Origin of the sequence: Nostoc sp. (assembly GCF_036917815.1) — a bacterium.
Classification (GTDB): domain Bacteria; phylum Cyanobacteriota; class Cyanobacteriia; order Cyanobacteriales; family Nostocaceae; genus Nostoc.
Genome location: NZ_JBALEK010000065.1, coordinates 240691 through 266872, shown reverse-complemented (window position 1 = coordinate 266872; position 26182 = coordinate 240691). Strand labels below are relative to the sequence as shown.

At 41.4% G+C, this 26182-nt stretch carries 18 protein-coding genes and 1 pseudogene; 3 read left to right on the top strand and 16 right to left on the bottom strand.

Annotation, left to right across the window (positions count from 1 at the left end):
* Nucleotides 1-5 precede the first annotated feature (5 nt).
* The 3 genes from V7K97_RS21150 to V7K97_RS21140 all read right to left on the bottom strand — a co-directional run bounded on the left by V7K97_RS21150 (nucleotide 6) and on the right by V7K97_RS21140 (nucleotide 3267).
* Nucleotides 6-968, bottom strand: coding sequence for a 7-cyano-7-deazaguanine synthase (locus V7K97_RS21150; protein ID WP_334802956.1), 963 nt, complete (start codon nucleotides 966-968; stop codon nucleotides 6-8).
* On the bottom strand, nucleotides 965-1687 hold the full coding sequence (locus V7K97_RS21145) for a hypothetical protein (RefSeq protein ID WP_334802955.1): 723 nt from the start codon (nucleotides 1685-1687) through the stop codon (nucleotides 965-967). The genes V7K97_RS21150 and V7K97_RS21145 overlap by 4 nt, the downstream gene beginning before the upstream one ends.
* Nucleotides 1688-1821: 134 nt before the next feature.
* Nucleotides 1822-3267 carry a RecQ family ATP-dependent DNA helicase gene (locus tag V7K97_RS21140; protein WP_334802954.1) on the bottom strand — a complete coding sequence of 482 codons (1446 nt, stop codon included), beginning with the start codon at nucleotides 3265-3267 and terminating at the stop codon, nucleotides 1822-1824.
* 569 nt (nucleotides 3268-3836) lie between these two features.
* Between V7K97_RS21140 and V7K97_RS21135 the strand changes: the two genes are divergently transcribed.
* Nucleotides 3837-5012, top strand: coding sequence for a homospermidine biosynthesis protein (locus tag V7K97_RS21135; RefSeq protein WP_334802953.1), 1176 nt, complete (start codon nucleotides 3837-3839; stop codon nucleotides 5010-5012).
* 172 nt (nucleotides 5013-5184) lie between these two features.
* Here the strand turns inward: V7K97_RS21135 and V7K97_RS21130 are convergent, their stop codons facing one another.
* The 3 genes from V7K97_RS21130 to V7K97_RS21120 all read right to left on the bottom strand — a co-directional run bounded on the left by V7K97_RS21130 (nucleotide 5185) and on the right by V7K97_RS21120 (nucleotide 9417).
* On the bottom strand, nucleotides 5185-7110 hold the full coding sequence (locus V7K97_RS21130; protein WP_334802952.1) for an adenylate/guanylate cyclase domain-containing protein: 1926 nt from the start codon (nucleotides 7108-7110) through the stop codon (nucleotides 5185-5187).
* 445 nt (nucleotides 7111-7555) lie between these two features.
* Nucleotides 7556-8422 carry a hypothetical protein gene (locus V7K97_RS21125; RefSeq protein ID WP_334802951.1) on the bottom strand — a complete coding sequence of 289 codons (867 nt, stop codon included), beginning with the start codon at nucleotides 8420-8422 and terminating at the stop codon, nucleotides 7556-7558.
* Nucleotides 8423-8913: 491 nt separating this feature from the next.
* On the bottom strand, nucleotides 8914-9417 hold the full coding sequence (locus V7K97_RS21120) for a hypothetical protein (RefSeq protein ID WP_334802950.1): 504 nt from the start codon (nucleotides 9415-9417) through the stop codon (nucleotides 8914-8916).
* 640 nt (nucleotides 9418-10057) lie between these two features.
* On the opposite strand from V7K97_RS21120, the pseudogene V7K97_RS21115 reads away from it, so the two are divergent.
* Nucleotides 10058-10189, top strand: a pseudogene (locus V7K97_RS21115) (phosphoribosyltransferase); the annotation flags it as partial.
* 7 nt (nucleotides 10190-10196) lie between these two features.
* Here the strand turns inward: V7K97_RS21115 and V7K97_RS21110 are convergent.
* The 10 genes from V7K97_RS21110 to V7K97_RS21060 form a co-directional block, all read right to left on the bottom strand.
* Complete coding sequence (locus tag V7K97_RS21110) at nucleotides 10197-10634, bottom strand: GNAT family N-acetyltransferase (protein ID WP_334802949.1); 438 nt, start codon at nucleotides 10632-10634, stop codon at nucleotides 10197-10199.
* Nucleotides 10631-11695: a 4-hydroxyphenylpyruvate dioxygenase gene (gene hppD / locus V7K97_RS21105; RefSeq protein ID WP_334802948.1), complete on the bottom strand. Its 1065-nt coding sequence runs from the start codon at nucleotides 11693-11695 to the stop codon at nucleotides 10631-10633. Before hppD ends, V7K97_RS21110 begins: the two co-directional genes overlap by 4 nt.
* Before the next feature lie 106 nt (nucleotides 11696-11801).
* A complete protein-coding gene (locus V7K97_RS21100; RefSeq protein WP_334802947.1) occupies nucleotides 11802-12506 on the bottom strand; it encodes an SDR family oxidoreductase in 705 nt (234 codons plus the stop codon).
* A gap of 192 nt (nucleotides 12507-12698) precedes the next feature.
* Nucleotides 12699-13988 (bottom strand): IS1/IS1595 family N-terminal zinc-binding domain-containing protein, encoded by a 1290-nt coding sequence (locus V7K97_RS21095; RefSeq protein ID WP_442936921.1) that lies wholly within the window; start codon nucleotides 13986-13988, stop codon nucleotides 12699-12701.
* Between the two features lie 196 nt (nucleotides 13989-14184).
* Nucleotides 14185-14412 carry an exodeoxyribonuclease VII small subunit gene (gene xseB, locus V7K97_RS21085; protein ID WP_334802946.1) on the bottom strand — a complete coding sequence of 76 codons (228 nt, stop codon included), beginning with the start codon at nucleotides 14410-14412 and terminating at the stop codon, nucleotides 14185-14187.
* The gene (gene xseA / locus V7K97_RS21080) at nucleotides 14405-15673 is read right to left on the bottom strand and encodes an exodeoxyribonuclease VII large subunit (protein ID WP_334802945.1); all 1269 of its coding nucleotides are present in this window, start codon (nucleotides 15671-15673) and stop codon (nucleotides 14405-14407) included. The genes xseB and xseA overlap by 8 nt, the downstream gene beginning before the upstream one ends.
* 188 nt (nucleotides 15674-15861) lie before the next feature.
* A complete protein-coding gene (locus tag V7K97_RS21075) occupies nucleotides 15862-18555 on the bottom strand; it encodes a CHAT domain-containing protein (protein ID WP_334802944.1) in 2694 nt (897 codons plus the stop codon).
* Nucleotides 18556-18685: 130 nt separating this feature from the next.
* Nucleotides 18686-21589, bottom strand: a complete 2904-nt coding sequence (locus V7K97_RS21070; protein ID WP_334802943.1) for an S-layer family protein — start codon at nucleotides 21587-21589, stop codon at nucleotides 18686-18688.
* A 428-nt stretch (nucleotides 21590-22017) separates the two neighbouring features.
* On the bottom strand, nucleotides 22018-22752 hold the full coding sequence (locus V7K97_RS21065; protein WP_334802942.1) for a hypothetical protein: 735 nt from the start codon (nucleotides 22750-22752) through the stop codon (nucleotides 22018-22020).
* Nucleotides 22745-25192, bottom strand: coding sequence for a CHASE2 domain-containing protein (locus tag V7K97_RS21060; protein ID WP_334802941.1), 2448 nt, complete (start codon nucleotides 25190-25192; stop codon nucleotides 22745-22747). The genes V7K97_RS21065 and V7K97_RS21060 overlap by 8 nt, the downstream gene beginning before the upstream one ends.
* Before the next feature lie 630 nt (nucleotides 25193-25822).
* Here V7K97_RS21060 and V7K97_RS21055 point away from each other — a divergent pair.
* The gene (locus tag V7K97_RS21055) at nucleotides 25823-26026 is read left to right on the top strand and encodes a hypothetical protein (protein WP_334802940.1); all 204 of its coding nucleotides are present in this window, start codon (nucleotides 25823-25825) and stop codon (nucleotides 26024-26026) included.
* Nucleotides 26027-26182 lie beyond the last annotated feature (156 nt).

Genomic DNA, 26182 nt, shown 5'->3' with positions numbered 1-26182 from the left:
TGTGACTAAGCATTATTCAAAAGACCGCCTGAAATTCGGGATTCTACAGTATCCCATTCAGCAACGTAAGTTTGATAAAGCTGAATCAGCCGACTCCGCATATCCAAGGGTAATAGGTTTTCAGCAGCAGTAGTTCGATCAACTATATCTTCCAAATCTGAAAACCTTCTTGTCAAAGCTTGCCAGCGATCGCTAGTTTCACCTGAGATACTGAGCAGGTTATTGAGGATGCGGACTTGCTCACGCATATTCAGGAAAGCCTCGCTCCGATCCTTATCTGAGCGTTTTTCATAAAGCACTATATAAGGAGTCTTATCTTCTATGTTAGCTGCGGCAAGGGCTTGTCGCCTCAAAAGACACGAGGAGCAATAACCACACTGTGTGGGCTGCTGAGACTTACGATGTGGACTATCGCATGACATAGTTAGCGATGCGAGGTCGTTTCTTCCATCTTCAGCCAATGCTTTGCACATTTGGACTTTAGTCCAGAAGAGAAATGGGTTTTGTACCTGGAATTTTTCCCCTAAAAGTTCTGAAACAAGGTCACCTACCATAAGCAAAGTTAGTGGGTGAACAGATCGTGTGTGATCCAGCCCTACAGCAGATGCGCGGTAAAACAGGTTAATAGCCCCGATCCCATTTTCATAAACACAGAGAATCCGTTGACCCATAAGATACGCACACGCAGTACCAAGTAGTGTGAACACCACACCTCGCGCACGGGAAAACTTGTTCTGCTGCTGCATACTGATGTCAATTCGGAGACGCAGAAGATGACAACGTTGAGTGAAGATAGATTCAATCTCATTTGCTACCTTTTCCTGCCGAGCAACAGTTCGTTCCTTACCTTGAGAGTGATCAATGAAGCGTACAGATCCGTTACTGTTTGACACAGGGCTGAATTCTAAGGTGTAAGTGTTGCGATCGCTGTCTTGAAGTTTCTGCTCAGTTGAAGGTTTATAGTTCATAGCAGATTCTCCTCAAGGTCTATCTCTTTCACCTTCTGGCGTGGAGAACGTCGCAGGTTTTTTACATCTTCATCCAAAGTAGCCTTCTTCGCCCATTTGCTGATCTCAGCCAAAATATCTGGATTGATTGCCTCAACGCATTCCATAACGGTAATGCGATCAAGACCAGCATAATGATTGGATGTTAGAGGAATACGTTCCTCAAAATTTGACTTGTAAATTTCTTGGAATAAACGTTCTACTACAACTACTGGCAAATTGCTAGTATCTACTCTTTGGTTGTAACGAAACTCATGAATGATACCCTTACAACTACGAAGAAGTAGTTCTTCCTCATAATACTTACAGCTATTTTCAGGTAAATAGACCACGCGGTAGGGGCACAGCATTGCTGTGCCCCTACGATAGATGTGGTTCAAATACATGAAAACTGCTGTAAGTTCGGCTTGTCTTACCTGTCGATGAATCTCTTTACTTAAAGTAGCCCAATCCATAGAGCTATTTTTACCAGCATTTTCCATAGCCCCTTGCAAAATTTTTCCCAGCCGCTTGGCGTGTTTAACAGGCTGGACACCGTAGCTTTTCTTGATATCCAGCAAAAGCGCCTTTTTCAAAGTCCATACAATTTCGCTGCGATCGCACTTTCTTTCACAGAGTTCTCGGTAAGACTCCTGATAACGCCACGAAAGCTTACTGTGATATTTATCTCCGTCAGGCATAATCTGACCTCTAAAGCTCAGAGCTTGATTCTATGTTCAAATTAGCCGATCGCATCTAACAATGTCAACTATTAATCTAATTATTTTAGCTAAATGTCAGGTTTGTTCAGACAACAGAGAAAGAGGAGGCTGCTTTATTGACGGCAATTATCGCAATGTCCGCAACGCCAGTTAGCAGCTTCTTTGTCAAAACCAAAGGCATTTAATAAAAACTGCCAACGACACTGCTTTGTAGTCAAATATTGATGCATTTGTTTAGCGGCGTGTAATTGCGTCGGTGGCTGATTTCCCGCTTTTTGAGCAATGGTGTAATGAAAAGGATCAACCCAGTTTAACTTACCACTGCTATGGAGTAAAGCTAGCGCCGTAGCACCTTCAGGAAATTGTCGGGTTACTGCATTCACTTCTCCCTGTTTTGGTAATTTTTTCACAAGTTGCTGCGCTATTTGTTGTTGCGATCGCATTTGTTCGTGAAAAAACTCCTGTCTTTGCTTATCCTCTGGATCTAGCCATCCCGTAGGTTCACTCACTAACGTTAACGCCTCTGCCGGTTTCCCATCCCTTCCAGCCCGGCCAATTTCTTGCACATATTCAGATAACAAATGTGGCGCGTGAAAGTGGATGACCCAGCGAACATCTGATTTATTTATCCCCATACCAAAGGCACAGGTACATACCACAAAAGGTATTTTACCACCTAACCAGCTTGCTTCTACTGCACGGCGTTCGGTTGCACCCAATCCCGCATTATAACTAGCTGTTGCATAACCCATCTCTGCTAACCATTGGGCTAAATCTTCGCTATCTCTCCGAGTACGAACATAAACTAATCCCGATTGTTGCGGTCTATTTTGAATAAACTTTAATAATTGTTGTTTTCTACCTCGTGGTGTCCAAGCAATGCGAACGCTGGGATGCAAATTCGGACGGTAAGGATTCAAACGGAAAATCTCTGGTTGGTGTAATTGTAAAACTGTTTGAATAATTTTTTGCGCTAACGGGTCAGCAGTCGCAGTAAAAGCAGCAATGCTGATTTTTGTTCCTGGTGGTTTTGATTTTAGCAATGCCGGACGCACCGCCCCTAATCTGCGATAAGCTGGGCGAAAAGTATCACCCCACTGCACTAAACAATGGGCTTCATCCAAAATTAAGCCATTAATTTGCAATTCTGGCTGAGATAATTTTTCCCACACTGGCGGACTGAGTAAAGTTTCTGGCGATAAATACAGTAATCTTAGCTGTTGACGTTCCAAAGCTTGCAGAGTTGCACGGCGTTGGGATGAAGATAATTCACTATGCAAAAGTGCTGCTTTTTGGTGGCTTTCTCGTAGTTCCTGTACTTGGTTTTCCATCAGCGCCACCAAGGGCGAAACTACTAGAGTTAATCCTGTTTGTAGAAGTGCAGGAAGTTGAAAACAAATGGACTTTCCGCCACCTGTGGGCATAATAATCAGCGCATCTTTTTGTGCTAATAAACTGCTGACAATTTCTCCCTGTGGCGGACGGAAATCTTCATAACCCCAGATTTTTTGAAAAGCGGCGCGAACTTCTTGCCAAGATTTTGTTGTAGGCTGATTCATAATCAACAGTAGATGCACTCATATCCATGATGTGATTTTTAACAAAAAATGTTGAGCGCAGTCCCTACCCAACTTTCAGTATGGGTAGGGTGAAGCTTCGCTACACTTCGTGAGAGCGAAACCCAGTGTACGTGGTACAATGCAGTTGGTACGGTAAAAGGTAAACCACCTAGAGACACGACCAATTTTTATTAGTAATTATTAGTGATTTGCTATATTACTAATTTTTTTACTAGAGTGAACGTAGGCAAAAGTTCCAACGACACACTGAGAACGCCAGTTTTTCTGGTAACGCTATTTTTAGCGCAAAGTTTCCCCAACTATAGCCGTCAGGCTTAGTTGGTGGTGCGTTCAATATAGCCTCTGCTATCGTGCCAATGGTTCAGTAATTTCATCATCTGAGGTAGGACTTACGCAAAACTACACGCTGTAGGGGCAATTCATGAATTGCCCCTACTTAAAAATCAGGGTTTTAGCTATTGTTTGCGTAAGTCCGATTAAAGATGACGAGAGAATTTGCTGAAAGATAGTTAACATTAGATTCGTGTTAACTGTTCAGGAGTGCCGAAATGTCTAAACAGCTTGGTCAAAAAATCGCACCCACACCTATATCAAATGATATCAATGTGGTGGATTTGATCGATCAATACTTCACCGCTTACAACTCAGCGCGGTTACGCGAAATCTGCCAACTACTGACTCGTGATGTGTTAACGGAAGGTGTCACCGTGGGAGTTAGCCTTTCTGGTGCGATGACGCCAGCCGGATTTGGGGTTTCAGCCCTTGCACCTTTAATTCGCAATGGCTTTATTGATTGGATGATTAGCACTGGTGCAAATCTTTACCACGATATGCACTACGGATTGGGTTTTGAACTCTTTGCTGGTAATCCGTTTTTGGATGATGTGAAACTGCGTCAGGAAGGAACCATCCGCATTTATGACATTATCTTTGGTTACGATGTGCTATTAGAAACTGATGCGTTCATCCGCAAGATTCTCCAAGGAGAAGCGTTTCAAAAGCGGATGGGAACGGCTGAGTTTCACCATTTACTGGGTAAATATGTCCGGGAAGTAGAAAAGCAATTGGGTGTGCAGCATTCCTGCTTGCTTGCTACAGCTTATGAATATGGCGTACCCATTTATACGTCTTCACCAGGAGATAGCTCAATTGGGATGAACGTGGCGGCTTTAGCTTTAGAAGGTTCGCAATTGGTGATAGATCCATCAATTGATGTAAATGAGACAGCAGCGATCGCATATAATGCCCGTGAATCAGGTGGTAAAAGTGCGGCTGTAATTCTTGGTGGCGGTAGTCCTAAGAACTTTTTGCTACAAACTCAACCGCAACTTCACGAAGTCTTGGGGTTAGAAGAACGAGGACACGATTACTTTGTGCAGTTTACTGATGCGCGTCCAGATACAGGCGGTTTGTCTGGAGCAACCCCATCGGAAGCTGTCAGTTGGGGTAAGATTGACCCAGATGAGTTACCTAACACAATCGTTTGTTATACCGATAGCACCATCGCTCTACCATTGGTGACAGCATACGTTTTGAACAAATGCCAGCCTCGTCCCCTGAAGCGGATATACGACAAGCGAGAAGCCATTTTCGATAAACTGCAAAAAGACTATCTAGCAGCTAAAACCCAACCATCCGATCAGATTCCCACAGCCGTTGCTGAAAGTGCTTCACAGCAAACAGCTACTTATCCTTGTGGTCGGTTGATTCCGAATAGTCATTAGGGGAGTAGGGAATAGGGAATAGGGAATAGGGAATAGGGAATAGGGAATAAGGAATAGGGAATTTTATAGCTATTTTCAGGTAAATAGACCACGCTGTAGGGGCACAGCATGCTGTGCCCCTACGATATCTGTGGTTCAAATACATGAAAACTGCTGTAATATACATGACTCCCTACTCCCTACTCCCCTTTTCTGACTTCCCTCCAATCAACAAGTAAGTTGTCATTTTCCCTTTGCCTTTAACTTCAATGTCACCCCGCTTTTCAAATAAAAATTCATCACACAAGCACTTATAAGTCTCTTCTGTAACCTGGATTTTACCAGCAATACCTTGGGATTCCATGCAGCTAGCGATGTTTACCGTATCTCCCCAGAGATCATAAGTAAACTTGTTCAGATCAATTACTCCCGCCACTACCGAACCGCTATGGATGCCGATACGGATGCTGAAGTTTTGATTATTCTCGGTATTAAATAGAGCGATCGCAGTTTGCATATCCAGTGCCATCAGCGCGATCGCTTGACCATGATCTGAGCGGCGTGTAGGCCAGCCACCAACCACCATATAAGCATCACTAATGTTCTTGATTCTCTCTAAACCATATCGTTTAGTGAGGCGATGGAAAGTTGAGAAAATTCCGTTGAGTAAGTTCACTAGTTGAATTGCACTCATAGAAGCAGCAATTTCGGGAAAGCCGACGATATCTGTAAATAAAACTGTGACATCAGCAAAGTCTTCAGCAATGTTAGCTGGTTGTTCTTTCAGTTCCTTTGAGATTGCTGCTGGTAAAATATTCAGCAATAAACGTTCGGTTTCTTCCTGCTGATGGCGCAGCGCTGCTTCTGCTGCTAGTCGCTGGGTGACATTACGAAAAATGCCGCGAATCGCAACTGGATGACCTTCGACAAATTTACAGTTAATGTTACCTTCTAGAAAGATTGTTTGACCATCTTTAGTAACGAATGCGGCTTCTACTTCCCCAAGCTTTTCTCCTGAAATCACGCGATAAAACCTTTGCAAATAGTGTTGTTTAAACTCTGGATGTATAATATCGAAAAGACTCATGTTCGCAATTTCAGCTTCGCCATACCCCAAACTTTCTCGCCATGCACGATTGACATACAAAAAATTACCAGATGCATTGACGCATTGAATTAAGTCATTAGCATTTTCAAATAAATCTCGATATCTTTCTTCACTTTCTACAAGAGCATCTTCTGCTTGTTTGCGTTTGATAAACTGGGCGATTTGGCTACCAATAGAACCTACCATTTGCAATAAGTCTTTATCTTTTGGTTGTACGTCCCGACTAAAGAAAACCATCACTCCTAAAATTTCACTATCGTCTAAGATGGGGAAACCAAAAGCTGCGTGCAATCCAGCCTCAGCCGCAGGTTGCGATCGCCTTTTGTCTTCATCTTCTGCGATATCTTTAATCCACAAGGGCAAACGTCTGATCCAAACTCTACCAGGTAAGCCAACACTGGGTATATAGGTAGTTTGCCAGGTGATTGCTTTAAATTCTCGGACAGAAACTACTCGACTTGACCAAATTTCTACACATCTTAGTACTGCATTTAGGCTATGTCCTTGTACTGAAGTGCCAATATATTGATTTGGTGTCCAAAGTTCGCCTAAATCCCATCCCAAATTTTGACAAATCGACTGCAAAATTTGCGGAATTACCTGTTTTATAGTTTGGGATTCTGATAATATACGAGTGATAGCATACTGGGCACTTGTACGCTGTTCCCGACGCTGCCAAGCAGTAATATCCCGACCAATGTAGACAATATCTTCTAGTTCTTCTGTTTTTTTCACAATCACTGAGCAAGAAAAAGCAATCAACAGCTTTTCTCTAGTTTTTGTTCGACAAACTACTTCTAAATTCTGTAAGTTTCGCTTCAAATAAGAATGCTGATAAATAGCTTCTATTAATACTTGATTATTATCAATAATCAGTGATATTGGTTGATTAATTAATTCTTCTTCCCGAAAACCAAATAATTCTTGAGCAGCACGATTGACTTTTTTAATTTTTCCTGTATGACTCGTTACTAACAAAGCATCTGCTATTGAAGTAATTACTTGTTCCATGTAATTTTTGGATGATATTAAAGCACTTGATAGCAGATTATTTTCATTCACTCTACTATCACACTGATAATTAAGACTTAACAATTCAGTACCACTGATGATTCTTTTAGCTATTCTTTCAAATGTTTGATCAATATACAAGCCTGTTTGGGCAAACTTTGTAAAAGTTACTATCACAAGACAGAATCACAAGACAGAATTCAGGAGCCAGAATTCAGAATTGAATTCTGTGCGACTCGCTAAGGGACTTCCAAATAAAAAAATATCCCAAAACCGACACAAAACCCTCTCTATTTATCCTCTCTCTGTGTTCTCTGCGTCTCTGTGGTTCGTTGATTTGGATAATTTATTTCTTGGAAATCCCTAACGCTACGCTATCTATCAATGGTGGGTATAAATCCCCCACTGATTGCATTGAGAATTCTGACTTCTCCTTTAATGAGGTTTATGATTGTGCGCTGGCTGCAAGCTGATTCCAGGCTTTGACTACTTTCTGTAAATTCTTTGGCAGGTTATTTCGAGAAATATCGTTGTACTGAACTGTACCCTCTTGGCTGGTGAGAGTATAGGTGATATAATCAGCAGCACCACTGGGCGCTGGGTAACTCAAATTCTGGAATTTACTAAATTTGGAACGTTCTAGCGATCGCACAAATTGTTGCACCTGTTGCACAGAAACGCGGCGAACACTACGCTCTGAATCATTGGCATCACCAATCCGCACGCGAATCAATCGGCCATCTTTGAGTAAAACAGTCTCATAAGTTCTGCCAGCCAAGCCACCACTGGAGATTTGCCGAAACACTACATCTCGATCTAATGGTGGTGGTAACTCGCTGACTGGAATTTGCACAGGGGCTAGTGTACTTTCATTAGCCTTTTGATTCCGCCTGAGTACAGAACCTGTTTGATTAGTATGATAAGTCCAGTTTTCTTTGCCATTAGATACCACAATTCGCCAACCCGGAATTAACGCTTGCGTGCAGATTTCATCAGGTTGAGCCAGTTCTAAGCAACCATTGCGCCAAGTCTGTTGATTATAATCAATAATTTGCAGTTCTGTGGCAGAAATTTCCTGTGTGCGGGCTAAATCTTGCAGTACTGCGTTAGCTACTGGACGCGGCAGGCGGCTTGGTTTAATATTGTCTTTGATCGATTCGTTGCTTGTTTCTAGCGAGAAGTTTGCAGAAGCACCCGTAGCATCTTTGACAAGTGTTAAACCACTAGCAACTGACAAAATTCCAGTCAAAATTAAAGCCGTGAAAATTCGCGCTTGATTGTTGTTGAAGTAGTTTTTAAGCATAAATTTCATAATAATATATATAATTCCAGAAATTCACTAGTTGGAATTAATTTAATATCTGTCTTTTGAAACATATATAAAGACAGACGCTGATATAGTAATTATTTGTTCCTTATATAGCATTTCCCAAGCTAGTAAGGTACACCCGTAGGGGCACGGCACTGCCGTGCCCCTACACCTTGCGATATAATGTTGTACCTCATCTGAATGGGAATAGCTATACAAATACTGGGTGAAAATACACTCAATTACAACACCCTATAGCCTGACAGCAATCAAGTAAGAACTAAGAAGCTAAGGCTTTATTAGATGAGAAGCTTGTTGGAGAGAAAAATCCACACCCCTATCTGAGAAAATAACCTGCAAGCTATTTTCCTTCACTTTCGTAAGCGAGGATTCAATAAAAGTAATTATAAAAGAGAACGCTACAGAACTATAGCTTAGGTTTTGCTCGGTTGAACCTAGCGTATACAAAATTTTGAAAGTAATCTCAGGCAATATTAGGCGCTGATGGCTTGTTGTTCAGATTCAACTAACTGATTGTTAGGTACATCAAATCTAATAGTACTAGCTGCCCAGTCTTTGAAATCGGGTGCTAACCAGATGAGCTTCCGCAGAATTTCATCATTTACCCACAACACCAAGGGGAACCGAAACTCTTTGCGAAACTCATCTCGCATGATATTGGTACTAATGATTAGTTGATTAATTGCCACTACAGATTCTAAACCCCGTACCATCAAAGCTTCAGGTTGAGTAGCACCAATTTCAGTTGTAATAGCTGTATACAGTTTGTCAGCCCCAGGTGAGAGCAAAATTTCGTGGATATCTGCTGATGAAAATTCTGTTAACAAATTCAGCACTTGCTGCTGCCTTTGAACACAGTTACAACACGCCAATAACAGTGAAAACTCTCCACCAGAAACCATCATCGCCCTTGCCAGCCTCTTAGTGGCCGCTATGGTGCTAACTGTACTGTTTTCCGAATTACTTAAGCTAATCATTAAAAAATCCTGCTTTTGGTTTCAAAAAGAGTTGAGCAATATTCCGTGATTATACCCTATTAATTTTATTCAAAAGTGCTAATTGGGTAACTTTGATGATGTTTTTTCAGTACTACTAAGTAGTATATGTCGAATAAACATATCGTGCATTATCTCATATTTACAATTAAGGGATAATGCAAAGATAGTATCAACACATGTAAGCAAAAGGGGGTAGGCAAAGAATTGGCAATTGAATGATCACTATATTTTCATAGATTTTTGTATCTGTCAGCAATTAAGTAATTATTTTTGAACATCAAGTTAAAAAAATACTCAGTAAAAGTTTAACAGTAAAGATTGGGAAGTGGGAAAAACTGATAGCATTTTTCAATTGTGTGGTGAAATGGTATCACCCCAAGAGGCAAAATCTTTGTCCATTAAAACTAAATCATCCGTTTGATATAGCTGTAGATCAAAGATATCGCTCCGTTAGTCAGAGGACACAGAATATTTAGCTTTCTAAGATTAATTTAGAAAACATCACCATAACAACAAGTTTGGAGTTTGCTCCATTGTTCGTTTAAGGTGAATAGATAGTCAGGGAAAAATGTGTGTAAATATTTATTTTTTTTTGTAAACAAATCAGGAATGTCACACCATGCTCTTCAAAGATCGGAGGTTTGCGGGTCAAGTTTTGGCTAGGGAGTTAGCTGTCTATGCTAATCGCCCAGATGTTCTGGTATTAGGACTACCAAGAGGTGGCGTACCCGTTGCCTTTGAAGTTGCCAAGATTAAGTTTATGAGATTTTTTGTAAATTCTTTTTAAGAAAGTATCGACGATGACCTGGAGGAAAATCTTCTAACTCTCCAAAAACTTCATACCCCAAGTGCTGATAAAATTCAGGGGCTTGGAAGCTGTAAGTAAAAACATATACGTTTAAGCAGCCACGATTAACAGCCTCTTGCTCTGCCGCCAAAAGAAGTGCTTTTCCATATCCATAACCTCTTAACTCCTCTGCAATCCAGAGAGTACTGATATGAAGCCATCCCAAGCCGATAAAACCCTCCAAGCCACCCACTACCTTTTTTTGGGAATCACGAAGCAATAGAAACAGTGGCGTATATTGGTAATCTCCAATTTTGCCTATATTGAATTCTTGAAGTTGCTTGTCTACAAAATCAACTTCTTTGGAGTCTGGCTGAATTTCAATGGATATTTTGTACTCAGGCATCATTGCAGGGTACCGCGTTTGATTTGTTCGCTTTCAATGGCTTCAAATAAGGCGCGAAAGTTACCTTCGCCAAAACCTTGAGCTTGGTAACGACGTTCAATAAACTCAAAGAAAAATGTCGGCTGTTCAAAAATGGGCTGGGTGAAAATTTGCAGTAGTAGGGGCGCGGTTTGTTGTACTTCTATGGGAGTATATTCTTGCCAGTCTACCAAAATTTCCTGTTGAGCGATCGCATCCAGTTCTAAAGATGATAGGGTAAGTCCGGGACGCTGTTTTAGCTGCGAGTAGTAGCTTTGGGGAACTGAGAGTAAGGATAAACCAGTTGCCCGAAATTTAGCGATCGCACTCACAATATTAGTCGTCCGCAAGGCAATATGTTGAATTCCTGGACCCCGGTTAACATCGAGAAATTCCTGAATTTGAGAATTCCTGGAAGCCGGTTCATTAATTGGCAATTGGACGCTACCGTTGCGCGAAACCATCACCTGGCTATGTAAAGCAGAGCGATTGGTTTTAATTTTAAATGCTTGCTGGGGTTGAAAATCTAGGATCTTTTCATACCAAGCGACAGCAGACTCTAATTCACCAACTGCCACGTTTAGCACGATGTGATCTATGGCGGTAATACTGTTGTCATTTGTGTTAGTTGCAAATGATGACGGACAAATGACCAATGACCTTTCTATCAACGTATGAGTCAGTCCACCCCAGGCGGCAATTTTGGCACACTTGAGGAATGCCGTACCTATGTGGCGTTCCTGGATGGGTTGTAAAATTGTAGCACCGTGCATTTGAGCTAGGGCGATCGCCGCTTCCACATCTTCCACAGCAAAAGCGACATCTGCCACACCAGGTGGATATTGACGCAGAAACTCAGCGACTGGACTTGTAGGCAATAGTGGTGAAGACAGAAAAAAGCAGACATCGCCACTTTTCACCACTTCTGTACAAGTGTGAAATGAAATGATGCGATCGCTTACTGATTGAAAACCAAGATGGTGGACAAACCAATCCCGCCATACTTTGGCGTTTTCTACATAGAAATGAACGTGATCAATTTTCATAGCTACTGAAAATCCGGCATAAAAGTTTATATGTCTGTAAATTTTGTCTTTTTTGCTAGATTTTCACGTCCTTCCTAAGCAATAATTATCTAGGCGTGCTCTCACTTTAAAAAAACAGATGACTATCAGGTTGAATGTTAATTTCCATTGGCACAGCTTGCGGTTGGGCAGAAAGGGCAAAGAAAATCGCATTGGCAGCAGTTTCAGGACTGAGCATTTTTTTCCGGTCTACTTTTAGGTTGACGTTATCCCAGAAAGGAGAATCTACCCCACCAAAGTAGAATAGCGTGAACTTGATACCAAAACGCTTGAGTTCCTCTGCCATGCACTTGCTGAAACCGACAACACCAAACTTAGAAGCCGAATAAGCCGCCGCCATTGCCATCGAATGCTTGCCCAGAATTCCTACCACGTTACAGATATGACCAGACTTACGCTTTTGCATCTCTTCAGCCGCCGCCTGAGTGGTGTAAAAGCTACCTTTTAAGTTGACATCTAGCATTTTGTCTAAATCAGCAGGTTCTAGACTGTTGTAGGGCTTGAGGATACCAGCACCGGCTGCATTCACTAAAACATCAATTTGACCAAACTCAGCGATCGCCTTTTGAATTAAAGTATCTACCTGTTGGGGGTCAGTAATATCGGTGGGAACGCTCAAAACTTCACCTGGTAAATCAGCAGCCAGTGTTGTTAAACGAACCCCATCTCTGGCAGCCAGTACCAATCGGACTCCAGTCGGCGCAAGTTTGTGTGTTAAAGCTGAACCAATACCACCAGTAGCACCGACAATCACAACGACTTTATCCTGCATCGTACTATTTACATTTATTTACATCTCTTTACATAATACTGAATTACAGGCTTAGTTTGTACGTAGATATCCAGAAAGTATTTTATAGCGGTTCCCATTCAGATGCGGTACAACATTATATCGCTAGGTGTAGGGGCACGGCAGTGCCGTGCCCTAAAGGAGTGTACCTAACTAGGTCGAGAAACGCTATATTTACTCGCAGAGTAGCGCTGTTACCTCATATTCCTTGCCACTCGCCTTTAATGTAAACGTAGGAGATGATTCTAGATATTTGGTAAAATTGGAACCTAACTTTAATTTTTTGATAATTGAATTAGGAGATTCTCCGGTTATTTTCTGTAACTCTGAACCTAGCTTGGATACAGATAATTGAGTTTTGGGAGACTTTATATTTATATCTTGAATAATTTTTACTAGTAATTTATCTAATGTTTTTCCATTAAAAATTTCCACAGAATCTTCTTTTTTTTCTTCCTCTTGAATGGATTGTATAGATGAGTTATCTAGAGCAGGGATTATTTCCTCAATTTCTGGTTGTTTGGGATTATCTTTGATATTGATATTGCATCTTTCTTGAAATAAACTGGCAATAGCCACTAAACTGTTTAATCTAGCATTGATTGAATCTTGTTCAGTTTTAATTAAATCTTGAATTTGCTCAACCACTTTTTCAAAGGATGGAACTTCTGTTCCCATTGCTAAAGAATAATGAGTTAATTTGCCAGTATTCCGATTTTCTATATGCAAATTTTGTCCTTGTCTACGTACCCAATAGACAATTAATCCTTGATTTTGGAGTTCGTTACAGAGGTGCATCAAAATTCCATCGCTAGAACAGACCAAGATTTCTTTAACTGTTGGATAGTAGCGTAAAACACAAGCACCAAGTGCGATCATTTTGGCATCAGCGCTATCTTTACCCCCAGGTACATGAATAAGTTGATAGCCACGGTTATATAGTTCAATATCTTGCTTTCCAATATTGGGATTTCTCCAGTTAGCAAATGCCATTTTAACTTGGAGAGAATACTCACATATACTAGCTAAAAATAATTCGGAATTAATATCTAATTTTAAGTTTTCTGCATCCAAAAGTAGAAGAGAGATTCCTGTTTCTAACTTGTGTTGAATTTCGTTTTTTTGCTGAATTTTCAGTAGCAATTGACCAAAGGCGGCAGATTCTAGGCAATCAGGCGATAATATCGTTTGCAGCAGTTCTTCAGCTAATGTCAAACTAAAAGAGCCAAGACTTTTCTCTGTAACTTTTTCTTCTGGCAGGTTTTCTACCAAAGAAAGTTCCGTCCCTTCAGCCGTAGATGCTTTAGTATGCCCATTGTTATTAGCAAGCAAGTCACTTTCCAAGGAAGGAGGGAATGTAGGCTCAAGGAATTGTCTACCACAACTTTTGCAGAGGTAATTCTGCTTGTCATTCCGACGACCATTTTTACGATATAAAGTAGATTCGCACCTGGGACATTTCATTTTGTGATTCAAGTTGTCTTGAGCAGATACTTATCTTTAAATATATAGTATAAAAAAATACTGTAAATGTCAGTTCGTATTGCCCAAAACTCAAAGCAAGCGGAAATTGAACCTAAGTTCCAAAGGATCTGTTGAAGGCGGTTGTAATCTCCACATACTTGCCCAATAACTGAAATCACATTAAAGTCTCTGGTTTCTACTCTTCGCTTAATGTTTCAATCAACAAATCCACCTGTTGCTGTCGCTGCTGCAAAAAACCTTCGCACTGACGCAAATACTCCACAGCAGTTGCAAATTGATCAAACACAGCTGACAATTCCAACTCACCCGCCTCAATGCGAGTAATAATTCCCTCTATTTCAGCAACCTTCGCCTCATAATTCCAACCTTCTTCAGAACTAGAAGCACTCTTATGTTTAATCATCAACCTCTCTGCGTCCTCTGCGCCTCTGCGGTTCGTTTACTTCCATAACCTTTACTTTAACCCCACCCTGCCCCAACTGAATCACTAAATCTTGTCCCACAGCCAACTGAGCCGCCGAACGAACAATCGCCCCATCTTCCCTTCTCACCACCGCATAACCACGCTGTAACACCGCTTTCGGATCAAGACTAGCCAACTTTTGCCGTAATAATTCTAAATGCTGGGTTGCTTGCTGCGATCGCCCCGTCGTCATTTGCACCAAATGCTGACGCTTCCAAGCTAACTTGTCCACCTCTTGCTGCACTTGTCGATCTAACCGCAAACGTCGCAAACGATTCCGCAATATTTGCAATTTATTCTCAGCATTTTCCCTAAAGTCATGCACCGCCTCATGTAAAACCACAACTCGCTGCCGATGTTCAGTATACAACTCTGAAAGTCCTGGCACAACCATTTCCGCCGCCGCAGTGGGTGTATGCACACATACATCTGCAACTAAATCTGCCAAAGATTCATCCCGTTGATGGCCAATACCAGTAATTACCGGAATAGAACAACTAGCAAGCGATCGCACCACTCGTTCATCATTAAAACAAGCTAACTCTTCCACCGCGCCACCACCCCGCGATAAAATTAGCACTTTGGCACGTCCATCTCTTTCCACTCGCTCAATTGCCTTGACGATAGATTCTGGCGCTTGCTCACCTTGCACTGTCGCCGGAGAAAATAAAACGTGTAAACCGGGATACCTTTGCTTCAGGGTTTTTTGAATATCACCCCAAGCAGCAGCCGTTGGTGAAGTGACGACAGCGATGGTTTGGGGGTGAGTGGGGAGCGATCGCTTTCTTTGCGCGTCGAACAACCCCTCAGCCAGCAAGCGATTTTTTAGTTGTTGATAGCGTAGCGCCTGTAAACCAACACCAGCAGGTAGAGTTTGCCAAACTGATAACTGATACTCTCCCCGTTGCGGATACACGCGAATGCTGCCCAAAATAATTATCTGCTCACCCGGAACGGGTATCTGGGCAAGTTTTGGCAATTGACTATTCCATACCACACACTTAATTCCGGCGGTGCGATCGGTATCTTGGAGTGTGAAAAATAAACCACTGCGATGGTGGTTAGCACTGGAAACTTCGCCAGTTACCCAAACTTGCCGCAATTGTTCATCTTGCTCTAACAGCAAGCGGATATAGTCAGTTAATCCAGATACCGAAAGGGCTGTATCGAGAATGAGAGAGTCGGGAAGGTCGAAAGTCATCAAAGATGTGCGATCGCAAAAGCCTAATCAGATTTTAACAGATTGCGGAAGTCTGTTCTACCCACACCACATAAGTACACCATTTAATTAATTCCTAGCGAATAAATTTAGCAAGCCTCTGCGTACCTCTGCGCTGTCCTTTGCGCCCCTCTGCCTTTAAAAACACTACGATTTGAGGAAAAGCAGTACTAAGTCCAGTTACCAAGCAAAACATATCCAGCCCAATGGTATGGCGATCTATATTCAGAGTTTCGTAAAATAGAAATCTGGGCACGGCGGAGAGCTTCGGCTTTTGAGATACCTGTTTTGCTAGCTTGTACTAATTGGTCGTAGAACTGGCTCATTAGTAATGCAGAAGTTTCATCATTGACGCGCCACAGGGTAGCCACAGTGCTACTAACACCAGAGCGGACTGCTATACCTGCTAATCCCAATGCAGATTTTGCATCACCTGAAGCTGTTTCACAAGCACTGAGTACGAGGAGTTCAATCGCTTTACCCCGTAAAAGTTCGACTGTATTGAGCAAACTGCTAAGTTGTTTAACCTTGATTTGATCGTCCCAAGCGACAATATATGTTTGCTCCTGTGTGGAGCCAAATTGACCGTGAGTTGCTAAATGTACAATCGGGAAAGAAAGAGTTGACATTTTATCTTTAAACGCGGAACTTGTAAATTTCTCGTTCAAAAGAATTTGGGTAGGCATATCAGAGGCAATTTTTTGCACTTCCTGCTTGATGTTAGGTAATGCTGAATACCCAGGACGAGCTTGACTAACTCCAGCAACTAAGGCTCCCAGTCGCTCTAGTTGACGCGATCTCGGCGCTAATAATTGCAGTCCTGGTGTCAGGGCAATGCTATACTTTTCAACTAAAAATTGTTTTTGTTGTTGATCGTATAATGCCGCCATAGGAATATTCCGCAGAACACCATCTAAAACAAATACTAGGGTTTCAACTTTACTGGCGGCTAGGTCTGGAGCTTCAGGCTTGATGACCCAATCATACATTTGTTGGAGTAGGGGCAATAATAATTCAAAGGTATTTGATTGATTGAGGTAGTTTCGCAAATGTAATGCTACCTGCTCGATTTCCTCCTGAGAAGTTTCAGCTTTGTAGTAACGAAAATCACGAGTATCCACCTCTTTTGTGTTATCTGCTTTCCCTTGGGGGTTTTGTCTAGATTTGGGGAAGCTGACAATTATTGCTAATTGATCTTTTAAAATGATCGGATAAATTACTGCTGCTCGTCGATCAACTTGGTCTACAAGTTCAGGTTTAGCATTGAGACAAGCTTCTCGAAAGAAGTTATCCAGTTCAATTAGTTGCAATCCTTCAATCACATCTCGCGCTGTCTTCAGACGATCTTTTTGATTTGATTGCACGAGCAACTCAACGAGTTGGCGGTGAATTGGCTCAACTGCACTGCGAAAAGAAAACTGCACATCAGGATTTGCTGATGCTAAATCTATCCTTAATGATTTAATTGTACTGATAGCTGTTTTATAAGCAGCGATCGCACTTTCGATTTTGCCTTGTTTTTTCCTTACCCTTCCCAGTTGCCATTCCCAACGATAAGCAATATCTTTGGCATCAGCTTGTTCAGCTAATTCTACTGCTTGCCCTGTCAGTTTTTCTGATTCTTGCCACTGTTTGGCTCCCTCGTAAACGCTACCCAGACTTCCCAATGTATCAGCTTGGAGGCGAGGATTGTCTAATTCTTGGGCTTGTGGAATTGCTAGCGCCAGGAGTTGAGCTATGTCACGCCAAGATATCTGATATTCGGTTGTTTCCGCCATCTGCATCATTGTATGAGCAAGATTTACCCGTGCTTCAATGGCTGTTTTGCTAGGAGATAATGCTTGCACTTGCTGTTTTAATTGCAGTAACAAGGTTTTAGCTGCATTTTGCTGCTTAGTATCAACGAGTAAATTCAGTTGATTTAGCTGTGCTTGAACTCGAATATTAGCGTCTAGAGATGATGCGGCAGCCTGTTGATAGAAACTAAGTGCTGTTTGAGAATCAGCTTGAGCTTGAGCAGTGTTACCCAGGCTAAGTTGTGCCAACGCAACTATATTAACTAAACGTAACTGATTAGCTAAAACCAAGCTGTGTTTTAAGACTAACATCGCTGAATCTAAGTTACCAAGCACTCGCAGCGAATCTCCTAAATTACACAGTGCGATCGCACTTTCGCCAGAAGCAGCAATCCTTTGGACAAAAGGTTTGAGTTTTCCCGGATCTATGATATTATTTGATGGCAAATTTAGGGCAGTTGCCAGTAAAGAAACGGCTCGTCCATAAAGACCCAAATTTTGCAAAGCTTGGGCCTGATTGGTTTTACTTGAAAGTACGCGAGTCAGCTGGTTTTGCTGAGTATAAATAGCTGTAGCACTTTCCCAAGATTCTAGTGCCATATCAGCTTGTCCGCGTGCTAGTTGTAACCCACCTTGAATATTGAGTGCTTGTGCCAGTGCGGATAATCTCTCTTGACTTGCCTTTTTACCAGTATTTAATATAGCAATAGAATTAGTAATTATACTGTTAGCTTCATCCCACCGCCCCAGTTGTTGATAGCAAAGTGAGAGGTTAGCCAGATTCAAAGCTTGACGAATAGGTTCTGATGAGGCTTGATAAATCTGCGCCGCTTGTTGAAAAAGCTTTGCTGCCTCAGCAAACTTATCCTCATCATATAGCCTTCGTGCTTGCTGTTCTAGCGATCGCCCCGATTGGTTTCGGGTATTATCGAAACTTTGGGGTGTATTAGGAGTTTGAGTCAAGCCAGGTGATGAAATACAAAGCAAAGCTGTCAAAATCATCAGTATGGCAAACCAAAACAACTGCTGGTGATATTTTCGGGAACGTTTGATTTTAACCTTACTCATGGTTGTTAAGTTGGCATTGCTTCTCTACGAAACACTAAGGGTGACGTTTTTCGTAGTAAGGACTTTAGTCCTGATTTTTCTAAGCACTAAAGTCCTTACTACAAACCCGGAAAAATAAATTGACAAAGTACTAGTTAGGCACTGGACATCCAGCAACTGTTGGGCGGAATGATGGAGTAGTATTTGGTGCATAGGCAACAAGAAGAATTTTACCATCAGCAGTTTTCATCCAACCTTGCGCTTCAATCATTGCAGTCGGAGAAGTTGCAGGGATGGAGGGTATTGAAGATATTTGCGGTGAAGGATTCCCAGAGGCTTTATCATCTAAAGTCGCTAAGGGAATGCGGGTGGTTGTACCCACCATTAATTCCAGAGGGCTAGGTGGTAAACTACCGTGTCCGGTGATAATAAATTTACTCAAAGGTTTGGCGTTGAGGCTTCTGGGGCAGCTTTGGTTAATTTGTTTGCTGGCATCAATTACTTGACTTGGTAGTTTGTTGATTCCTTGAGTTGGTTGGACTTGAGGTAGTGTAATGGCAACTTGTCCCTGTAAACCTAATTGAGAACTTGCAGTAATGTCATTTGTTTGGTTTGATGTCTGAGGACGGGCTTCAATACCGAAAAAACTCTGAGCTTTGATGTCAATATTGCCACCTTTACCTGAGAAGGCGTTGGCAGTGATATCGCTATTTTCGTTAGGTGCAGCGACGATGAAGGGTGTATTAATGTTGATGTTACCGCCATTGCCACCTGCTTGGGCTGTGCCCGCATTAGTAGAGATTTGGCTATTGTGGCGTAGAAGTAAGTAGTCAGAAAGGTTTAAATTGATGTTACCACCATCGCTAGAGACTGCTTGAGCAGCTATTATACTTTTGCTGAGGCGTAAAGTATCGGCTTTGATGTTAATATTGCCTGCAATCCCTTGACCACTAGGAAGAGTATTAAATGCTTCATTAATAACACTAACTACTAATTCTCCACCATTAGTCAAGGAAAATGACCTAGCAGTGACATTAATATTTCCACCATTACCTACTGCACCAGGGTTGACAGTAGTATATGAGCCACTGTGATATTCATTACTGTTTACTCCATCATAAGTGACTGCATCACTGGCAATAATCGTTATATTCCCTGCATTTCCTGTTCCTCGAGTAAAGGAATTTATTTGAGCGCCATTCGTTACAGAAAGTGAACCAGTGGTAATGTCAATATTCCCAGCATTACCTACAGCATCACCCTGAACATTGTTGGAAATATTTACATTATCTAGAGAAATTGCATTACGAGCTGTAATAGAAATATTCCCTGAATCACCATTACCAAAAGTGGCAGAAGTGATTCCTGCACCATTTGTGAGAGAAACATTTCCGGCTTGAATGTTAATATCCCCACCACGTCCTACAGCACTAGTTTCAAAATTAGCAAAGATGCCACTATATATACCATCAATTGTCAACGCATCGCGCACGTTAATATTTACATTACCGCTATTACCTTGACCATAACTGTTAGAATTTATCACCCCACCATCTAGAAGAGAAACATTTCCGGCTTGAATGTTAATATCCCCAGCACTTCCTACAGCACCCGTATCTAGAAAAGCCGCAATCAGGCTACCTGTACCAGAAACTGTCAAGGCATCACCCACGTTAACATTTACAGTACCGCTACTACCTTGACCAAAGATGCTAGAACTGATTGCTCCACCATTTGTGAGAGAAACATTTCCCGCTTGAATGTTAACATCTCCACCGCGTCCTACAGCATCAGCTAATACACCACTGGTAATAAAACCTCCATCTAGAGAAATTGCATTCAAGGCTTTAATAAAGATATTGCCAGAATCTCCATTACCAGCACTATTAGAGCCAATTATCCCATTCTTTGTTAAAGAAATATTTCCGGCTTGAATGTTAATATCCCCACCACGTCCCACAGCACCTGGTAATATATTACTGTTAATAAAACCTCCATCTAAAGAAATTGCGTTACGGGCTGAAATAAAAATATTACCTGCATTTCCTATTGCGGCTGTAAAATTAGCTATTTCACCACCATTAAATAAAGAAATTGAATCAGCATTAATCTTAATATCTCCGGCTTTACTACTACCATCAGGCAATCCTGCAACTATTCCTGCCAGCAGATATGAATTAGATATATCTAAATTATGGGCATTAATGACAACATCTCCCCCACCAGCACCATAGGCAACAACTAAAGCTTGATTGTTCAGAGAAATATCTCCTAGCTGTACATCGTTGGGGAGACTCAAACTCAAGGTGTCACCCGCAAGATTTAAGCCAATCATCCCCGGTGCTGCTAACCCAGCTAATTCAATTCTGCCACCATTAGCTGTTAGCCCACCTCCATCTAAATTGACATTCCCGCCAACTAACAGCAAACTCTTGCCATCAGGTACTCGCAAACCTGTAACATTAGAACCTGTAAGGTCAACTCCTGCGGGTGCTTGTGATTGATTGGTAATTGCTGCTGTTTGGTTAACCTGATTAAAAAATAATGCCGAAGGATCAATTGTTAATAAAGGGGGCGTTTGGGGATTTGTCGCACTAAAAACCCCTTGGTTGCCAAATTCTACAGCATTGGCAGTTGTCCCCACAAAGGAACCCCGCACATCTAAACTGGCATTGCTGCCAAAAATAATTCCATTGGGATTAATCAAAAATAAATTTGCATTTCCATTAACACCCAAAATTCCCAAAATATTTGACGCATTGCCACCTGTTACCCGTGTCAAAATATTTGTGACATCAGATGGATTGCTAAAATACACGCGTTGTCTATTACCAACGTTAAAGTCAGTGAAACTATGAAAAAGATTGCTACCACGTTGAGCGCCGCCATCAATTCTATCTGAAGAAAGTCCGTTAATTAAGATATTTGGAGTGAGTCTGGAAGCTTCTGCGCCAAGGGTTTTATCGGGGGTAATTTGTGCTTTGACTGGTATGGTGACAAGTATTAAAAGGCTGGATATGAAAAATTTAGACACTAAGTTCTGTATCAAAGGCATTATTAATTAAATCCTTGAAAATGTAAAATTAATTAAATTTGCTCGTAGTAATACCAATTCTCCGTAAGCTTGCACTTAATAATTACTCCTTCTCTCTTGGCGTACTTGGCGGTTCGTTTAATAAATTAGGACTTACGCAAAATATCTCTCAAACTCTCATTTCTCCGCGCCCTCTGCGCCTCTGCGGTTCGTTATTCCGTAACCCGTGCGTAAGTCCTATAAATATTAAGTGCATCTTCATAGTGAATTGGTATAAGTGGCTCAAACTGTTAAAACAGGGCTAAAGCCCTTACTACGAACCTTTAAATCCCCCAGTTCTATAATCGGCAAGTTTTGTCTTGGGGTTAAATCCCCATTACAAAACTTAATTACGAATTATTCACGCCCACTTACTTAGATGAGGTTTGTATTAAAGCTGTAGTAAGATATCAATTACATAAATCTTCAATACTTGCTTGACGTTTCGCAACAAAGGAGGGAGATGGTTGGTCTACTTTGTAGAGAGACTCGAAGGAATCAGACCAAAGGTGGAAGATTCCATCTTCAGTTTTATGGGTGATTTTGTAATTGGCAAAGTAATCGGCTTTTTGCAGGGCGATTTCTTCTTGTGAAGCTTTATTTCCTTTGAGTTTTTGCTCTAATCCGTGCAAGTCTGCTTGGATTTGGTTGCGATCGCTTGCAGCCATGATTTCAAATGTGGAGGGTAATGTAATGTTAAAATTATCCTTTCCCAATAGTTGCCATTGGTAGCGTTTACCAGGTTCGAGAGATTTTTCACCGCTATAAAAAACCTTTTGGTCTGTGAGGTTGACGATTTGCATCCACACCACTTGTTCTGTTGTTTCGTCACGAACAATTAATTGGGCTTGGACAGTTTCTTTTTCTGGACTGTACCACAAAAATAAGGGGCGATCGCTCCAAATAAAATATGTATCAACCAAACCTGGTGATACTGGACATATACCCCCACGAGAACCCAATCGTTTTCTGCGTGGTTTGCTTTGCCAAAATGAGTTGATTGAACCAATCAATGTGTTTTGCACAATGATTTGTCCAGAACCACTCTGATGGGAAATATTAATATTTTCTCTTTGTGGGATACCTCCGAAAGATACAACCAGGGGAAGAAGTAGCAAACTAAATAAAGGTTGGCGATTATCCATGATGCTTTTTCTTAGTAGCAGTAAAAATGTAAGATAAGAAAACTGATGAAGGTAAAAGCCAAGGAAGTAAAATCGCCGCAGATATATAAATTTGCAGCGTTGCAATACCGTAGGCGATAACTCCACCAACAGAAGTCAGCATGATTTGCTGATGTAATTGGGGACTCAAATATGATGGTTTTTTAAGTGTAAATATCACAATTTTGCTCGATATCACTGCTATGCAGATCATCCAGATATTGGGGATGATAACAACTAACCGGTGCTTGAGAAAATGGTGGATCATGTATGCTAATGATTCACCACCTGTCAGCCAAGATTGCTGTGTCCAGTATTCAATCGCCAAGGGTGCTGGTGAGTAGTCATGCTCTCCAAGTGCGCTTCCTAAACGGTTGTCGTCTCCTGTAGCGATTAAAACTACCTGTTGAGAAATTGCCGGAAATTTGTTGGGATCTGAGTTTTCGAGTAATTTCCAAGCGGGAATTTTGGTATAAATGCGATTAGGAGGAATGGAGTAGTCGATCGCAGGTTGTAATCCCAAAGGATAACTTAGCTGGAATAAGACTGATAAATTGCCCTTTTTGGGTTGTTGTTTTTGAATTGTATCTATTAATTGTGTGCGTAAATTTCTTGTTGCTCCTAGAGTTTGCGGCTGGGGTAATCCGCTTGTCTCGTGCTTTGCTGTTTGCACAAGTGCCATTAAATATGCAATGGGACAATTTTGATGGCAATAATATTCAGGTAATTCCACAATCTTAGCATATTTGTCAGTACTACCAATGACATTGAGATATCCTTGTAATGTCGAATTGGGTTGAGCGATCGCTGTTGAACTATTAACACCCAATTCTTTATTATTAGATATCATATCTGCCGCAAAAATTAACCACATATTCCCCGCAACTGCACGACGCACTGCTTGACTCAAATCTTTATCTCCTGATGGGGGATCTGTTTGTGGTGAGTCAAAGAGAAAATCCACCCCTACAACAGCAGCATTCAAATTCTTCACCCGATCAATTAAGTTGGCGATGTAACTGCGATTAAGCGGGATTAACTGAGAATTAGGGAGATTGGCATGGTAAATTGATTCTCTGTCAATTTCGATTAATGCAACTGGAGGTTTATCTGATGGAATTTGGCTAGTGGCTTGGCGGTAAACTGACTGGACAAACATTCGCCTATCTATCAATTGGTCTTCGATAGGAGTAAATATTGCTGAAAAAGGGGGAAGTCCACTCAGAATTAGACCGGCTGACAGCACAATAACTTCCAAATAACTTGGTAATAACTGCCGCAGTTGTTGTTTCCAGCCAAAAGGGGAAATACGAAATAATTTGGCTCCTGGATGGCAAAATAGGGAAGGTACTAAGTAAGCAGAAGGATAAGTATGACTGCGTAAAGATTGTCGCGCCGCCATCATTGATTCGTAAATATCTAGATGTTTCCCCAATCCTTGTAAAAATAGCACCAAAAATTCCTGAGCGACGCGGTTGTGAATCGGTTCGCGCATCACCACAACTTGACTAAAACCTAAATCAATTAAGGAATCAGCAATATTTAAACCACTGCATGAATTGAATATTGCTACCTGAAGACCGCGTTTTTTGGCTGCACTTAATTGAGGAGCAATTTCATTAATAGAAATAGACACACCGGGAGCAATACTCAATTCACCTCCTGTCATGTCCGTTTCGTTGCTGTGTCCAGCAAAAAACAGCACATCCCATCCTTGTTCATCTGTGATTATATCAGTAATTTGTTGGATAACTTGGGCTGCTTTTTGTTTTGGTTGCCAACCTGTAAATGTAACGTCTGCAATTCGTAGTAGAGACTTGAGCGCTGCTTTTTCTTTTTGAAAATTCAACCCAGTATCATCGCCCAAAATTGCTAAAATACGGGCGCGTCGTGGTTTGAATTTGCCATCATTTGCTGTATCAGTGCCAATATTTAACGGTGCGCGAATTAGTTGAATCGTCCCAGTTGTAGCAAATTCCGTACCAATTTCCCAGGCTTCCCAAGGGAAACGGCCTAACTCTATTGGCGCACAAGTAAGAAAAACTTTTACAACTTCACTCGCTCCTAAATTCGCTTTTACAAGTTCTTGACTCGCTTGAGCAATAAATAAACGAATATCATATAATTCAGCACTACGTAACCAACGATGAAACTCATACATCAACTTGCTTTCTGCCTTCACAAGTTCCGCGTGCCAATCTATAGTGATAGTTGCAATTCCACCGCCAATTCTCCGTCCCCGCATCTGTTCGGACTGATAAAAGTTGATATATGCCTGTCGCCACTCTTGATATAGTTGCGTTAATATGTTGGGATAATTAACCTGTACAGTCAATCTTTGGCCTTCTCCCCAAGATAAATCAAATAAACAAATTTGTTCAATTTTTTGAATTTTGAGATTAAAAATACGAGAAGAAATCATAATTAATCAACTCTAGTCATTCTATTTAATTTATCAACTTACTGGTCAATAGAGTGAATAGGGAACAGATTTTTTTGTATATCCTACACGGATTACTATACAAGATGAGGCGATCGCTCTTACTAAATTTGACAGATATCAAAAATCAGGGTGATGTCTAACTACTAAGCTGCAACACATCTACATATTCAGGACTTACGCAAACAATAGCCAAAACCCTTATTTTCACGTAGGGGCAATTCATGAATTGCCCCTACAGCGTTTACTTTTGCGTAAGTCCTAATATTGTTAATTTTGATGTATGAATTCTCTCTAAGATTAGCGCAGAGCGCAACTGCAAAGCCAATGCAAGACAAAGGAGGTGCGTAGGGGGAGCATCGTCGTAGACATCGCTATAATAAAACCACTATCACCGAGCTAAAACTAACAATGTCCATTACGCCCGATCTGCCACCGAAAGTTGAGGCACTGCTGCGACAGCGATCTGAAAGCACTGGACAAGATATTTCGCAAATGGCACTCTTGGTTCTGACTTGAGGGCTGAGTTTGGACGATGAAGATTTTTTTGCGGCTTTAAAGGGAATCCAACGTGGGCTTGATGATTAAGCATATATTTTCCGACGTAAAACTATGACATCCCAACAGATCGAACAACGCCTCATCACCCTAGAGCAGGACATAGCGCAGATTAAAGTTCTGTTGCAGTTGTCCCAGTCTTCACCCGTCCAGGCACAAAAGAAATGGTGGGAAAAAATCGTGGGCAGTGCTGCTGATGATCCAACCTTTGATGAAGCAGAAAGACTAGGGCGGGAATGGCGTAGAACTGCTGAATAAAAGCAATGTACATTTTAGATACAGATCACCTGAGTCTGATTCGCCGCAATGGGGCTGAAGGAAAACGAATTTTGACAAAATTGTCTACGGTTGCAGAGCAACTTTAGCTGACATCGCTGCTGATCGCAGTTTACCTGTAAAGCAGTTACGATCAGA

Bases quoted from the DNA above. Each gene is read 5' to 3' on its own strand.
- V7K97_RS21120 (WP_334802950.1), bottom strand. From the start codon at position 9,417: ATGATTAGCTTAAGTAATTCGGAAAACAGTACAGTTAGCACCATAGCG.
- V7K97_RS21100 (WP_334802947.1), bottom strand. From the start codon at position 12,506: ATGCAGGATAAAGTCGTTGTGATTGTCGGTGCTACTGGTGGTATTGGT.
- V7K97_RS21135 (WP_334802953.1), top strand. From the start codon at position 3,837: ATGTCTAAACAGCTTGGTCAAAAAATCGCACCCACACCTATATCAAAT.
- V7K97_RS21110 (WP_334802949.1), bottom strand. From the start codon at position 10,634: ATGATGCCTGAGTACAAAATATCCATTGAAATTCAGCCAGACTCCAAA.
- V7K97_RS21060 (WP_334802941.1), bottom strand. From the start codon at position 25,192: ATGATTTCTTCTCGTATTTTTAATCTCAAAATTCAAAAAATTGAACAA.
- V7K97_RS21145 (WP_334802955.1), bottom strand. From the start codon at position 1,687: ATGCCTGACGGAGATAAATATCACAGTAAGCTTTCGTGGCGTTATCAG.
- V7K97_RS21150 (WP_334802956.1), bottom strand. From the start codon at position 968: ATGAACTATAAACCTTCAACTGAGCAGAAACTTCAAGACAGCGATCGC.
- V7K97_RS21125 (WP_334802951.1), bottom strand. From the start codon at position 8,422: ATGAAATTTATGCTTAAAAACTACTTCAACAACAATCAAGCGCGAATT.
- V7K97_RS21070 (WP_334802943.1), bottom strand. From the start codon at position 21,589: ATGCCTTTGATACAGAACTTAGTGTCTAAATTTTTCATATCCAGCCTT.
- V7K97_RS21055 (WP_334802940.1), top strand. From the start codon at position 25,823: ATGACATCCCAACAGATCGAACAACGCCTCATCACCCTAGAGCAGGAC.
- V7K97_RS21065 (WP_334802942.1), bottom strand. From the start codon at position 22,752: ATGGATAATCGCCAACCTTTATTTAGTTTGCTACTTCTTCCCCTGGTT.
- xseB (WP_334802946.1), bottom strand. From the start codon at position 14,412: ATGATTAAACATAAGAGTGCTTCTAGTTCTGAAGAAGGTTGGAATTAT.
- V7K97_RS21130 (WP_334802952.1), bottom strand. From the start codon at position 7,110: ATGGAACAAGTAATTACTTCAATAGCAGATGCTTTGTTAGTAACGAGT.
- xseA (WP_334802945.1), bottom strand. From the start codon at position 15,673: ATGACTTTCGACCTTCCCGACTCTCTCATTCTCGATACAGCCCTTTCG.
- hppD (WP_334802948.1), bottom strand. From the start codon at position 11,695: ATGAAAATTGATCACGTTCATTTCTATGTAGAAAACGCCAAAGTATGG.
- V7K97_RS21140 (WP_334802954.1), bottom strand. From the start codon at position 3,267: ATGAATCAGCCTACAACAAAATCTTGGCAAGAAGTTCGCGCCGCTTTT.
- V7K97_RS21095 (WP_442936921.1), bottom strand. From the start codon at position 13,988: ATGAAATGTCCCAGGTGCGAATCTACTTTATATCGTAAAAATGGTCGT.
- V7K97_RS21075 (WP_334802944.1), bottom strand. From the start codon at position 18,555: ATGAGTAAGGTTAAAATCAAACGTTCCCGAAAATATCACCAGCAGTTG.